Consider the following 13,816-nt stretch of genomic DNA (forward strand, 5'->3'; position numbering starts at 1 on the left):
ATTATTTTAAAATAATTATAGATAAACATGACAATGAGATAAATATATAGTATTAATTTTAAAATCCAATTTTATACAAATCCAACATAATAAAGATTTTCATCACTTAGTTATTTTAAGCAAACAATTGCGTTAAAAAATGAAATCATAAATAATGCTATGAAAAATATATCAAACTTATAGGATAAAATTTTTAAGTAAAAAACTATAAATGGAGTGCGGTTGTAAATATCAAAGAAACTACACCAATGAATGATTTAGAAAATCTTTTTAAACACTTTCAATAAAAATACGGCTTTTAATGCCATTAAATAGCAATCACCGTGATGAAGAAGAGAAGAAGCAAGATAAGGTTTTCAAAAGAAGCACCTTTTCTTCTCTAAATAAAATACACCTTATAGGTGCCATATGTTTTGTGCTAAAATGGGTGCTAGGGTTGTCTAAGTGTGTAGTACGGAAAGCGGATAAAGTCTGCCGCTTAATATTGAGATTAAACAGATATATCTAAAAGCTGATCTTTTTTATTGTCTGCTTTATCTGTATTTGTAGAATTACTTTGTTCTTCTTTTTTAGCTTCAGCTTCTACTTTTTTTGTATTATCATTCTCAGCTTTTTTTTCTTGTTCAAATTTAGCTTCTTCAAGTTTTAATAGTGGTTTTGCTGTATAACGCAAGCTTGTATCAATAACTTGATTACAACATTGAGAATATACTAATCCTATCATTATCCTTTAGTGATTTATACAAATACCTAATTTAGCACAAGCTTGATGCTGATAAATAGGCTGATGTATTGTCTGGCAATTATGAAAATTTTCACAAGTTAAAATTCCATCTTGTTGTTGTGAATTATTAAAATTTTTCTTGCTATGATAACTATGATTTGAAGCTGAAGCAACGCTAGATAATGAAGCAATAACTGCTAAACCTAAGATATTTTTTTTCATTATTTTTGAGCCTTTTTATGATTATTTTTGATATATGAATAATTATAAAAGTCAAAAAATTAATTTAATATTAAATAAGAGAAAAAACAAAAATTTGCTTAAATATTGAAAAAAATTACTCAACTTTTTTTTGTTTTTTCTCGCGCGTATGCGTTTTTATATATTTAAAAAAGCAGGGGATGGATTTTCACAAAAGTCTATATGATAGGAGATAGTGAAATATTAAGTGGATAAAGTCAAAGATGATAGAGATACTTTAAGAACTTTGTTTGAAACACACAAGACAAATAATGAAAGATTAGAAACTCGACTAAAAGAAATAGGCAGATGGTGCGAAAAAAATTTAAGCGTGGAGCAGTTAAAAGAAGTATTTCCATTAAAAGCCGAAAGAATAGAAAAAGAGCTTAAATATCAAAGAGCTTTTGAAAATTCTTTTGAACAAGCAAAAACTAAAAGAAACGATAGAGGGTTTGGGTTTAATAGATAGTTTTCCTTTTTGGTGCTTTAGCAAATCGCACCTGTTAAGGTGCTATGATTTGCGATAATTGGGGTGCGGGGGCTGTCTGAGTGCGTAGCACGGAAGATGGACAAAACCCACTGCCCTAATATTAAGATTAAGCAAATATATCTAAAAGCCGATCTTTTTTGCCAGTATTTGCTTGATTATCAGCATTTGTAGAATTACTTTGTTCTTCTTTTTTAGCTTCAGCTTCTACTTTTTTTGTATCTTCTTGCTGTTTAGCAATCGCCTCTTCTAATGCAGGTTTATCTCGATATTCTACTTTGGTATCTACCAAGCCGTGACAAGTATTAACAAACATTAACAATATCCTTTCCATTTGCAAAAAGCATCTTGATAAATAGGTTGATGTATTGTCTGGCAATTATGAAAAGTTGCACAAGTTATACTTCTACCTTCTATATATTCTTGTTGTGAATTATTAAAATTTTTCTTGCTATGATAACTATGATTTGAAGCTGAAGCAACGCTAGATAATGAAGCAATAACTGCTAAACCTAAGATAATTTTTTTCATTTTAATCCTTTCTATGATTAAAATTTTGATATATGAATAATTATAAAAACTAAAAAATTAATTTAATATTAAATAACAGAAAAAACAAAAATTTGTTTAAATATTGAAAAAAATTACTCAACTTTTTTGTTTTTTCTCGCGCGTACGCGTATGCATTTTTTTATATATTTTTTAAAAAAAGAAAGGCTGTCTGAGTGCGTAGCACGGAAGATGGACAAAACCCACTGCCCTAATATTAAGATTAAGCAAATATATCTAAAAGCTGATCTTTTTTGCTAGTATTTGCTTGATTATCAGCATTTGTAGAATTACTTTGTTCTTCTTTTTTAGCTTCAGCTTCTACTTTTTTTGTATCTTCTTGTTCCATAAGCTTTAAGGTGTCATATATTTGATGAACTTCCTTAGGCATACACTTGTGGAAGCGAATATTTGAATTAGGATTTAACATATTTAACATTAGAAACAATATCCAAATTTACAAAGTACTTATGCCCAGCTTCTTGGTAAATAGGTTGATGTATTGTCTGGCAATTATGAAAAGTTGCACAAGTTATACTTCTACCTTCTACATATTCTTGTTGTGAATTATTAAAATTTTTCTTGCTATGATAACTATGATTTGAAGCTGAAGCAAGGCTAGATAATGAAGCAATAACTGCTAAACCTAAGATAATTTTTTTCATTTTAATCCTTTCTATGATTAAAATTTTGATATATGAATAATTATAAAAACTAAAAAATTAATTTAATATTAAATAACAGAAAAAACAAAAATTTGTTTAAATATTGAAAAAAATTACTCAACTTTTTTGTTTTTTCTCGCGCGTACGCGTATGCATTTTTTATATATTTTTTAAAAAAAGAAAGGCTGTCTGAGTGCGTAGCTGTAAGGGGTATTTTAAAAAGAATATGTAACTATCTATAGCTTTAAGGTTTGGAGGATAGTTACATAGAAAACTTAAATAATTTTATATAATTACATAAATATTTTATAGGAGTGTATAATGAATAAGATTGACACTATCGCAAATTTTTTAAATAAAAAATCTAAAAAATGTTTAGCTATAAATGGATCTTGGGGTATAGGTAAAACTTATTTATGGAAACAAGTTGAAAAGAAACTTTCTAAAGATAAAAAAGTTGTTTATATAGATCTTTTTGGCAAAGAAAGTTATAAGCAAATATTAGAAGAAATAGTTGTAAGCCTACATGGAGATTATAATAAAATTACCAAAACAACTTTTAAAGGTTTAGAAGGTTTGGTTAAAAGTATAAGTGGCGGCTTAATAGATATAGATAGTGATGCTATTTTTTCCTTTTTAAAAAAGGAAGACTTTTATAATATTATTGTGTGTTTTGATAACATAGAAAGAAAATCTGATAATCTTTCTTTGAAAGAAATTTTAGGACTTGTAAATTTACTTAAAGAAGAAAAAGAATGCAATGTTGTTGTTATTTTTCACGAGGAAGAACTAAAAGAACAAGATGATAATTTGACTGAAAATAATAAAGAAGAAGAGAATGAACAAGATTTTAATAGTTGGTATCAAAAAGCTAAAGAAGAACAAACCAAACAATATAATAGTAAAAACTGGTATCGAATATACAAAGAAAAGGTTATTGATTGTGAAATAACCATAAAAGACAATGATGAAGTAGCAAAGGCAATTATCAAAGATAAAGTAAATAAATATACTAAAATTACAGATGAGATAAGAAATATTATTGGAAATATTATTTTCGAAAGATATAAAGAACAATGTAATGGAAATCTAAGATTATTATATCATGTGTTAGAGCATATAGATTATTTTAACACGCAATGTTTTTTATTGTTTTGCAAGTATGAAAATAAAAAAACATTTTCAGATGCTCTAAAATTAAATTATATCTCATTAATATTTCAAATTAAAAAATACCTTTCTACTAAAATAGAAGAAAATGACATTTCCTCAAACTACCATCTTTATGAACAATACCTAAAAAATATGTTTTATTTAAATAAAGAAGAAAAATACCAACTAAGACGCGATTTTTATCAAACTTTAAAAATTGATCTTTATTATAAACTTCAAAACTGCAAGATAGAATATTTGGTAGGTAATTTAAGCGATGAACAATTTGTAAAAGATATTGAAAATTCACTCCTAAAAATAGACTTTTATTCAAAAAATGGAATGACACACTTTCCTTATGGTTTTTATCAAATTTTACTTTCAACCTACACACAAATTACAAAGAAAAAATTAAGCGACATAGAAGAAAAAATCAATCAGCATTATATAGAAGCTCTTGTTATAGAAGAATTTAAGTTTGATCTTAATCATGATTATAGATCTGACATAGCACTTTTAAAATTATTAGAAAATGAAAAATGGAAAGATTATTATGAAGAAACTAAAGAAAAATACAAAACAAGTAAGTATGAAAATATTAATGCTCTTATTAATAGCTATGAAAATATAGAAAATAGTTTTTATCTCGAAGCAATCAAGCAATATAATTTTTTTAAAAGAGAAGAATTAGTACAGCTATTTAAAAATAATAACGATTTTTGTAAGAAATTTTTTAATCATTTTTCTAAGAATATGGTTATAAATCATAAATTTGACGATGATTTAAATAATCATTTATTTCAAGCTTATTTAGATTTTTTAAATTTAGATGAAAATAAAATAAAAAAAAGTATTGTTTTAGAATATATAAATTCACAAAATAGCGTATTAAGAAAGCTACTAATAGAATAATTGCGTTAAAGATATTCAATAAAATACTATTAAATTTACAAAAATTAAAAAGTTCTTATGTGTTTATAATTTACAAACATTAAAAATTAAACTACTTATCTCTTTTTAATTTATCGATAAAATCACTCCACCATCGCATTAACTCTCTTCTCTATCATCAAGTCTTATATACCGCTTTTACTTTATTTCTTTCTCTATGATCTAAACATAGTTCTATAACTTCACTATCTTGTTTATGAATATTTTTATACTCATAAAGAAAAGTTGAAGCAGTAGCTCTAAAACCATGATATAGTATTTTATCACCAAAACTTAATCTTTTAATGGCTTGATTTAATGTGTTTTCACTCATTATTTTATATTTACTTATATTACTTGGAAAAAAATATTTTGAATTTGAGTAAGAAAAATTTTTAACATATAAAAGCAAGTCTAAAACACTCTGACTTAGCGGAATAATAAAATCCTCTCTTGCTTTAACTTTATTAGCACGAATAATAATTTTTTTATCAAAATCTATTTCTTTCCATTCTAAATTTATAATATTAGCACTTCTTAAAAATAAATATGGACTAATTTGCAAAGCAACTTTTGTAAAAATACTTATTAATCGTAAGTAATAATTCTTTAAATCTTGCTTCATCTGTGAAGTTTTATAACTTTGAACTTTATTAGTACCATAAAGTGCTTTTTTATATTTTGATTTTTAGTATTTTCTTTTTGAATATGTTCTTTTGGATTAATGCCTTATGATAGCATGTCGTTATAATCATTTGCAATCTCTCTCGCTCGTGTTAATATGGTTATAGGATATTTTCCTATTTTAAAAGAATACCCTTTTTATTAAGTTTATATCTAAAATAAAAATTCTTATCAATATTTCCATGAAAAACCCTAGCTTCAATATATAAATTTTTAGTACAAGCACTTTGATATAAGTTTTTTATCAACAGTTAAATTTTTAAGTTGCCTATCATTTACAATAATCACTGATTTTCCTTTAAAGTGTGTACAAAAAAATATTTTTTTTAATTTGTCAAAAGATTTTAATTGTAGTAATAATTCGTGATAGAGAAGTAATGGTGGATTTAGAAAGCGTCTAAGTATCCATACTTTAGAAATTAAATATCTAAATAACATATACTTTTGAAAATTCAATAATTTGTATAGTTAAATCTCATTTTAAAGATTTAATCCCTGATACAACTTTAGCTATTTCTTCAATGGAAAATAATACATAGCAAGATACTTCCATAGATTGTATTTTTTCTTCTTAGATTATCAATAGTTCCTGAAGAAACGCCTAATACTTTAGCAAATTCTTTTTTACTTAAAGACATTTTTTTATATTTCTCAAAAAATTTTTGTTTCTAAATAATTCTTAGTTGTGCTAATCTTGCTTAATTGTGAAATATGTTTGTTTTAATTTATAAAAATAACATATAAAACTATAAATATCTTTATATATCTAACTTTATTTAATCACTTTTTATTTTCTGTTAAATATTATATATATTCTTTTACCTATTATCCAAATTATAAAAACATACAAATTATAATTAAATATATTTTTTTAATAAGTAATTTTAAGATTATAACAACTATTATCAAATTTATACAAAAACTCTATATTGTAGTTATCTAAAGAGTATAATAAGGTATTTATACTCTTTATTTATTACTATATATAAGCTTAGTATTTATACTTTATATACCAAATATGATAAATACACCTTACACTGTTATCTAAAATACTAAATGCTAATACTTTTAAAAATGTTAAATAGTATAATAAAATATAAATATAAAAATTCAAAAAGATTATTTTTCATTGTTTTTAAAAAGTAAATGATAAGTTTTTTTCATATATATTTAAATAATAATAAATCTATTTGCATTTTTTTAATAAAAAATAAAAGTAATTTTGATTATAATTTATAAATAATTATTATATTTATTAATTTTTTGGCTATTTTTCAATATTTTTATAACTTTTTTATCACTTTTGTATTTTTTGTGTTATCATATTCTCATCACAAATAAAAAATTTTATGCAAAGGATTCGGGGGGGGGGATATGAAAAAAACACTTTTACTTGTTTTAATCATTCACACTTTTCTTTTTTCTCAAATAATGATTTTAAAAAATCAAGATAAAATCATTATAGATAACAATCAAACTCTTGCACTTAATCATGTAAACCATGATCAAAAGCAAATACTTAAAGAACATAATAACATTGACTCAAGAGTCAAAAAGCTATTAGAAGAAAAACCAAAGAAAGATTCTAATCTTAGTAAAGAAGATGAAGAATTGTTTAATAAGGTTATTGGTGTTATTCAAACTATAGGCAATGTATATAATGCCAAAGATAGTAAAGAAAGAGATGAACTTATAAGAGATTTAGCAAGCAATTATTTAAGCTTACAAGCTAATACTTTAATCCAAGAATATTTACATGCTCTTAATCACTCCATTAATAGTGAGTTTAATTTAAACTATAATGATAGGGGTGGTTTAAGTGGTAATGCTAAAGTTCTTTTACCTATTATGAGTGAAGATAATCCAAAAATATCTTATTTTCTACAAAGCGGTATAGGTGGATATGATAATAATAGAATCATAGGTCATTTTGGTGGTGGTATAAGATATTATCCTAATGCATTAGCATTAGATAATTCAGGAAATATCATGCTAGGATTAAATTTAGTTTATGATCATGATTTTAGTAGAGAGCATAAAAGAATATCTTTGGGCTTTGAAAGTATGTTAGATACACTAGCTTTCCATGCTAATATTTATCAAAGATTAAGTGATTGGATTAATAGTTATGATTTTAAAAATGCAAATAATGATCTAACTTTCTTAGAACGCCCTGCTAATGGCTGGGATATGGGTATTAAATATGCTTTTCCTTCTATGAGTAATGTAGCTGTTTTTGCTAATATGAGTAAATGGTATGGAGAAAAAGTAGCTCCATTTGGCAATGTAAACTGCTATGAAGATTTAGAAAAAAATCCTTTAGTGTATGAAGGAGGTATTACTTACTCACCCTGTCCTGCATTAACTTTTTCGCTAAGCCATAAAAGAAGTAATGAAAGTGATAAACAAGGCACAAATATAGCTATGAATTTTAACATACCTTTAGATAAAGATGCCTTCAAACACGCTTTTGATACAAAATTAGCAGGTATAAATAATACCATTGAAGGCTCTAGAACTCATTTTATAGATAGAGATTATTCTATGGTGCTTGAATATAAAGCTATTAACAATACTTATCATATTTCTTATTGCGGAAATTTGGGAGGTAATACTCATTGTATTATGCTTAAAGATGGCTTTAATCAAGCAGTTAAAAATGTTGCTATGAGTGTAACTCCTGAACAAAAAAGTGTAATCTTAAAAGATGGAAATCATTATATTACTGATAGTAATGGAAAAGTTTTTGTAAAAATAATCCATTCTTATGGAGTCCATCAAACCAATTTAATTGCTAAAGTAGGGAATGCTCAAGAAAGTTTCCCTATTACTATCATAGTTCCAAAAGAAGACTTTAGGATATTTGCCAAACCTTCTAATATACAAAGATATGAAAAATCTCTAATCACATTTACAGGAAATGATTTAGCAGGCGATTTGGCAATTCATTGGAAATTAAATGGTAAAGGAAGTTTAGAAAAAACGCCAAATTCAGATAAAACTGATAAAGATGGAAATTCAAATATCATCTATAAACCTGATGTAAACATGAAAGATAAAGAAAAAGCTGAAATCATTGCTAATGTATTGGGAGTTACTTTAAAAACATTTGTTCAAATAGCAATTTATGGAGATAATGATATTATCTTAGATAAAGCTATTATAGGTAATAAAGAAAAAACTCATGCAAGTTATAAAAACTTAAAAGCTAATTCTACAAAAGTTAAATGGAGTATACAAGGAGATAATGCTTTATTTGTTGATAAAGATAAAACTACTAAGGAGCTTAATTTAATAGCTGATGATAAAGGTGAGAGTAATGTAGAAATCATAGGACTTAGTGGAAATGAAAAAGTAAAAATCATTGCTAAGAATATGAGTGATGAATTAGTAAAAGAAAGAAGTAAAGATTTAGAGATTAAAAATTATACAGCCACCATGGAGCTTCCTACTGGAAAAGATCCTGTGACTCATCAAGACTTTGAAAAAGGAATGATTGATTATAAAAGCGACTTTGAAGTAAAACTTAAAGGTTTAATGCCAAAAACAAAAGTTTTATGGAAGGCTAAAGATATACAAAGCAATAAAACTTTAAGAATTAGTAACGATAAAGAAAGTACAGCTGATGATAAAGGTGAGAGTAAGGTAGTATTTGAAGGAGTAAAAGATTTTAATATTAAAAGATTACAAATCATTGCTACTTATAATCAAAGCGCAGCTAGCACTCAAGAAGTAAGTGGAGAAATCAAACTCCACCAATATACCCCAAGCATTAGTTTTAGTAAAGACAAAATTCATGCTTATGAAAGTGATAATAACAAAGCTTTAAAAGATCCAAAACTTGATCATGTTGAAGTAACTTTAAAAGGTGGTAAACCTAATGAAAAAATAGAATGGAGTTTAAGTGGAGACGCTACTTTAAGCAATCAAGAAGCAACATTTAATGCTAGTGGTGAAGCTAAGGCAGTTATCGCTTCTAAAGCTCCATTTAAAGTTAATCCAAATTTAGAAGTTAAAACTATGACTAAAGATCTTAAAAAAGAATTGCCTTATGAGATTAAAGAGTATACTCCTAAAGTAGAATATCCAAGCTTTAAAACCCAAGAAAAAACTATAGATTATATAGATGATTTTAATATTAAAATAAGCGGTTTATTGCCAAATTCCACTATTGATAAAATCAGTGGAAGTAAAGGAGTAAAAGCTAAAAAAGAAAGCTTTAATGTTAATGATAAAGGTGAAACTACTTTAGAATTTAGTGGTATTAGTGATTATAGTGTTAAAGATATTGCTATTAAGTTTAATTATATCAAACAAGGTAGTATTAAAAAGGAGCTTAATTTAGATAAAATCAAACTTTATCAATACGCTATTTCCTTTAATGCTGATCCAAGTACTATCATTGCAGAACCTAATAAAAATGCCGAAGTAACTTTAAAAGGTGGTAAGCCTAATGAAAAAATAGAATGGAGTTTAAGTGGGGATGCTACTTTAACTAAGACTGATAAAGTATTTAATGTTAGCGGTGAAGCTAAGGCAGTTATTACTTCTAAAGCTCCATTTAAAACTAATCCTATAATTAATGTAAATACCTTAGGCCAAAACCTCACTAAAACATTAACTTATATAGATGGAACTATATATACTCCAAAAATAGAATATCCTTCTTATAAAGTCAGTTTTTGGAAAACATTAGATAAAACTATAGATTATGACTCAGATTATGTATTAAAAATAAGCGGTTTATTACCAAATTCCACTATTGATAATATCAGTGGAAGTAAAGGAGTAAAAGCTAAAAAAGAAAGCTTTAATGTTAATAATAAAGGTGAAGCTACTTTAGAATTTAGTGGTATTAGTGATCCTAGTGTTAAAGAACTTACTATTAAGTTTAGTTATATGAAATCAGCTATTGCTAAAACTGAAATAACTGCAGATAAAATTAATCTTTATCAAAGAGAATTGAATTTAGAACTTGATAAAGAAATACTTTATACTCAAGAAGGAGAAGTAGTACACGCTGTATTAAAAGGTGGAAAAACAGGTTCTAAAGTAGAATGGAGTTTAAGTGGAGACGCTACTTTAAATGATCATGATACAACATTTAATGCTAGTGGTGAAGCTAAGACAGTTATCACTTCTAAAGCTCCGTTTGAGAATGATATTTTGTTAAAAGTTAATGCTTTAGGTGATTCTTTTGTGAAAAGCATTAAGTATAAAATAAAAATTTACACTCCTGAAGTAGAGTATCCTTCTTATAAGGATCCTAGTTGGTGGTTTCATGTAGAGAAAAAAACTATAGATTATGACTCAGATTATGTATTAAAAATAAGCGGTTTATTACCAAATTCCACTATTGATAAAATCAGTGGAAGTAAAGGAGTGAAAGCTAAAAAAGAAAGCTTTAATGTTAATGATAAAGGTGAAGCTACTTTAGAATTTAGTGGTATTAGTGATTATAGTGTTAAAGATATTGCTATTAAGTTTAATTATATGAAGACAAGAACAAGTAAAATAGAGTTTGCTGCAGATAAAATTAAGCTTTATCAAAGAGAATTAAAATTTGAAGGGGATAAAACAATATACACCGAAGAAAAAGCACAAGCCAATATCACGCTAAAAGATGGTAAAAAGGGTGCTAAAGTAGAGTGGAATATAAGTGGAGACGCTACTTTAAATGATCATGATACAACATTTAATTCTAGTGGTGAAGCTAAAGCAACTATTACTTCCAAAGCTCCATTTAAAGATAACCCTGTAATTAATGTAAATACTATTGGACAAAGTGTTAGCACTACTATTACTTATGTAGATAAAGAATATATTCCTAGTATTATTTATCCTAGCTATAAGGGTTATAAGCAAACCATAGAATTAAATCAAGATTTTCATCTTGAGGTAAGTAATTTAATCCCGAATACAGAAATTGAAATATATCATGATTTTTTATCAGCGGCTAAACCAAAGCAAGATCATGTTAGAGTAAATTCTAGTGGTAAGGCTACTTTGGAATTTTATGGAGTATCGAATCCATTGTGTAGTAATTTCAATATTCAATTTAAATATATGAAAACAAAAAATAAGTCAGCGGATTTTTTTACAGATGAAATTTATATATATAAACAGCTTACCTTGATTGTAGATAAGAATTCCTTTAATGCTCAAGAAGGAGAAGAGGCACACGCAATATTAAAAGGTGGAAAACCTTATGAAAAAGTAGAATGGAATATAAGTGGAGACGCTACTTTAAATGATCATGATACAACATTTAATTCTAGTGGTGAAGCTAAAGCAACTATTACTTCTAAAACCCCATTTAAAAATAACCCTGTAATTAGTGTAAATGCTTTAGGGCAAGAAATAAGTAAAACTATTACTTATAATGGAGAAACTACCCTTGTTTTAGATATAGATAAGAATTCCTTTAATGCTCAAGAAGGAGAAGAGGCACACGCAATATTAAAAGGTGGAAAACCTTATGAAAAAGTAGAATGGAATATAAGTGGAGACGCTACTTTAAATGATCATGATACAACATTTAATTCTAGTGGTGAAGCTAAAGCAACTATTACTTCTAAAACCCCATTTAAAAATAACCCTGTAATTAGTGTAAATGCTTTAGGGCAAGAAATAAGTAAAACTATTACTTATAATGGAGAAACTACCCTTGTTTTAGATATAGATAAGAATTCCTTTAATGCTCAAGAAGGAGAAGAGGCACACGCAATATTAAAAGGTGGAAAACCTTATGAAAAAGTAGAATGGAATATAAGTGGAGACGCTACTTTAAATGATCATGATACAACATTTAATTCTAGTGGTGAAGCTAAAGCAACTATTACTTCTAAAACCCCATTTAAAAATAACCCTGTAATTAGTGTAAATGCTTTAGGGCAAGAAATAAGTAAAACTATTACTTATAATGGAGAAACTACCCTTGTTTTAGATATAGATAAGAATTCCTTTAATGCTCAAGAAGGAGAAGAGGCACACGCAATATTAAAAGGTGGAAAACCTTATGAAAAAGTAGAATGGAATATAAGTGGAGACGCTACTTTAAATGATCATGATACAACATTTAATTCTAGTGGTGAAGCTAAAGCAACTATTACTTCTAAAACCCCATTTAAAAATAACCCTGTAATTAGTGTAAATGCTTTAGGGCAAGAAATAAGTAAAACTATTACTTATAATGGAGAAACTACCCTTGTTTTAGATATAGATAAGAATTCCTTTAATGCTCAAGAAGGAGAAGAGGCACACGCAATATTAAAAGGTGGAAAACCTTATGAAAAAGTAGAATGGAATATAAGTGGAGACGCTACTTTAAATGATCATGATACAACATTTAATTCTAGTGGTGAAGCTAAAGCAACTATTACTTCTAAAACCCCATTTAAAAATAACCCTGTAATTAGTGTAAATGCTATGGGTAAAAATTTAAGTAAAGAATTAAATTATAAGAAGATTCCAATTCAATTAACTCTTGGTAAAACAAGGCTAAATCCATATTTGATTGAAACTGTCAGTATATTGGCAAAAGGCACTCCTTATGCAAAAATAAAATGGAGTATTGTCGGCGATGGAGTACTTCCAAAAGAAGATCTAATTCCAAAATATTTTGATAGTAAAGGTGTTGCGCTAACTAAGTTTAGAACAATTAATCCTAATGTTCGTCCGATAACAGTAAGCGTTGAATATGAAGATGGAAGTGAAAAAGCTAGTGAAACAGCTGTATTTAATGGTCCAATTCGTCCAAGAATAAATGTAAAAAATATTCCATTTGATACAGGAGCAACTATAGAGCTATATGGACTAATTCCAAACTCTAGTGTAGATGTTCAACCAGATCAGTATCTTGGTTATACTAATTTTGTAAATAAAGGCACGCTTCATACTGATGATAAAGGTTCAGTTTATTTAAATTTTAAACCTATTGGAAAAGTTACTGAACACACCGGTAGAATTTTTAGTCTTAAAGTGAAATATAAAGAATGGGATGGAGCTGATTCTGAAGCAATTGTAGGAAGTATTGAGGTGCAAAAACGCATTCATGCAATATATGATACTTGGAAAGATCCTGCTTCATGCTACACCAGTGCAACTTTAACATTAACCGATGGAATTGCAGGAGAAAAAGTTGATTTTAGTGGAACTAATCTCTTAGTTGGCCTTGGTCAAACTGTGCCAATTATACAAAGATGGGATAAAGAATTTGATAATTCTGGTGAAGCAAAAGTTGTAATATCAACTACATGGTGCACTAAACCATTGACCGATACTCCTACTTTTACAATGAGATTTAATACTTTAGGTGTAAATGTCACAGAAACACGAGCGGTTACTTTTGGTGGCGGAGATCATGAAAGATTTTATTAGTCGGAT

10 protein-coding genes are annotated in these 13,816 nt (G+C 27.0%); 3 read left to right on the top strand and 7 right to left on the bottom strand.

Annotated elements, in window-relative coordinates:
• Nucleotides 1-490: 490 nt before the first annotated feature.
• Together L8X50_RS05520 and L8X50_RS05525 are read right to left on the bottom strand one after the other, a co-directional pair.
• Complete coding sequence (locus L8X50_RS05520) at nucleotides 491-724, bottom strand: hypothetical protein (protein WP_263660607.1); 234 nt, start codon at nucleotides 722-724, stop codon at nucleotides 491-493.
• Nucleotides 725-730: 6 nt separating this feature from the next.
• A complete protein-coding gene (locus L8X50_RS05525; RefSeq protein WP_263660608.1) occupies nucleotides 731-946 on the bottom strand; it encodes a hypothetical protein in 216 nt (71 codons plus the stop codon).
• Nucleotides 947-1,172: 226 nt separating this feature from the next.
• Between L8X50_RS05525 and L8X50_RS05530 the strand changes: the two genes are divergently transcribed.
• Nucleotides 1,173-1,433, top strand: coding sequence for a hypothetical protein (locus L8X50_RS05530; RefSeq protein WP_263660609.1), 261 nt, complete (start codon nucleotides 1,173-1,175; stop codon nucleotides 1,431-1,433).
• Between the two features lie 127 nt (nucleotides 1,434-1,560).
• Here L8X50_RS05530 and L8X50_RS05535 read toward each other — a convergent pair whose 3' ends face one another.
• From L8X50_RS05535 to L8X50_RS05550, 4 genes are all read right to left on the bottom strand, one after another.
• Nucleotides 1,561-1,767, bottom strand: a complete 207-nt coding sequence (locus tag L8X50_RS05535; protein ID WP_263660610.1) for a hypothetical protein — start codon at nucleotides 1,765-1,767, stop codon at nucleotides 1,561-1,563.
• Nucleotides 1,767-1,982, bottom strand: a complete 216-nt coding sequence (locus L8X50_RS05540) for a hypothetical protein (RefSeq protein ID WP_263660611.1) — start codon at nucleotides 1,980-1,982, stop codon at nucleotides 1,767-1,769. The genes L8X50_RS05535 and L8X50_RS05540 overlap by 1 nt, the downstream gene beginning before the upstream one ends.
• A gap of 241 nt (nucleotides 1,983-2,223) precedes the next feature.
• Entirely contained in the window at nucleotides 2,224-2,439 is a 216-nt protein-coding gene (locus tag L8X50_RS05545) for a hypothetical protein (protein WP_263664718.1), read from the bottom strand.
• Nucleotides 2,417-2,665, bottom strand: coding sequence for a hypothetical protein (locus L8X50_RS05550; RefSeq protein ID WP_263660613.1), 249 nt, complete (start codon nucleotides 2,663-2,665; stop codon nucleotides 2,417-2,419). The genes L8X50_RS05545 and L8X50_RS05550 overlap by 23 nt, the downstream gene beginning before the upstream one ends.
• A 321-nt stretch (nucleotides 2,666-2,986) precedes the next feature.
• On the opposite strand from L8X50_RS05550, the gene L8X50_RS05555 reads away from it, so the two are divergent.
• On the top strand, nucleotides 2,987-4,729 hold the full coding sequence (locus tag L8X50_RS05555; protein ID WP_263660614.1) for an AAA family ATPase: 1,743 nt from the start codon (nucleotides 2,987-2,989) through the stop codon (nucleotides 4,727-4,729).
• A 157-nt stretch (nucleotides 4,730-4,886) separates the two neighbouring features.
• On the opposite strand, the gene L8X50_RS05560 is transcribed toward L8X50_RS05555, so the two are convergent.
• Nucleotides 4,887-5,372, bottom strand: a complete 486-nt coding sequence (locus L8X50_RS05560) for a tyrosine-type recombinase/integrase (protein WP_263660615.1) — start codon at nucleotides 5,370-5,372, stop codon at nucleotides 4,887-4,889.
• A gap of 1,433 nt (nucleotides 5,373-6,805) precedes the next feature.
• Between L8X50_RS05560 and L8X50_RS05565 the strand changes: the two genes are divergently transcribed.
• Nucleotides 6,806-13,810: an inverse autotransporter beta domain-containing protein gene (locus L8X50_RS05565; RefSeq protein WP_263660616.1), complete on the top strand. Its 7,005-nt coding sequence runs from the start codon at nucleotides 6,806-6,808 to the stop codon at nucleotides 13,808-13,810.
• Nucleotides 13,811-13,816: the final 6 nt, after the last annotated feature.

It is taken from the genome of Campylobacter sp. CNRCH_2013_0898h (assembly GCF_025772965.1).
Taxonomy (GTDB): domain Bacteria; phylum Campylobacterota; class Campylobacteria; order Campylobacterales; family Campylobacteraceae; genus Campylobacter_D; species Campylobacter_D lari_D.

Excerpts from the sequence above, each read along its gene's own strand:
- L8X50_RS05540 (WP_263660611.1), bottom strand. The coding sequence starts at position 1,982 with ATGAAAAAAATTATCTTAGGTTTAGCAGTTATTGCTTCATTATCTAGC.
- L8X50_RS05550 (WP_263660613.1), bottom strand. The coding sequence starts at position 2,665 with ATGAAAAAAATTATCTTAGGTTTAGCAGTTATTGCTTCATTATCTAGC.
- L8X50_RS05525 (WP_263660608.1), bottom strand. The coding sequence starts at position 946 with ATGAAAAAAAATATCTTAGGTTTAGCAGTTATTGCTTCATTATCTAGC.
- L8X50_RS05535 (WP_263660610.1), bottom strand. The coding sequence starts at position 1,767 with ATGTTTGTTAATACTTGTCACGGCTTGGTAGATACCAAAGTAGAATAT.
- L8X50_RS05555 (WP_263660614.1), top strand. The coding sequence starts at position 2,987 with ATGAATAAGATTGACACTATCGCAAATTTTTTAAATAAAAAATCTAAA.
- L8X50_RS05520 (WP_263660607.1), bottom strand. The coding sequence starts at position 724 with ATGATAGGATTAGTATATTCTCAATGTTGTAATCAAGTTATTGATACA.
- L8X50_RS05545 (WP_263664718.1), bottom strand. The coding sequence starts at position 2,439 with ATGTTAAATATGTTAAATCCTAATTCAAATATTCGCTTCCACAAGTGT.
- L8X50_RS05565 (WP_263660616.1), top strand. The coding sequence starts at position 6,806 with ATGAAAAAAACACTTTTACTTGTTTTAATCATTCACACTTTTCTTTTT.
- L8X50_RS05560 (WP_263660615.1), bottom strand. The coding sequence starts at position 5,372 with ATGAAGCAAGATTTAAAGAATTATTACTTACGATTAATAAGTATTTTT.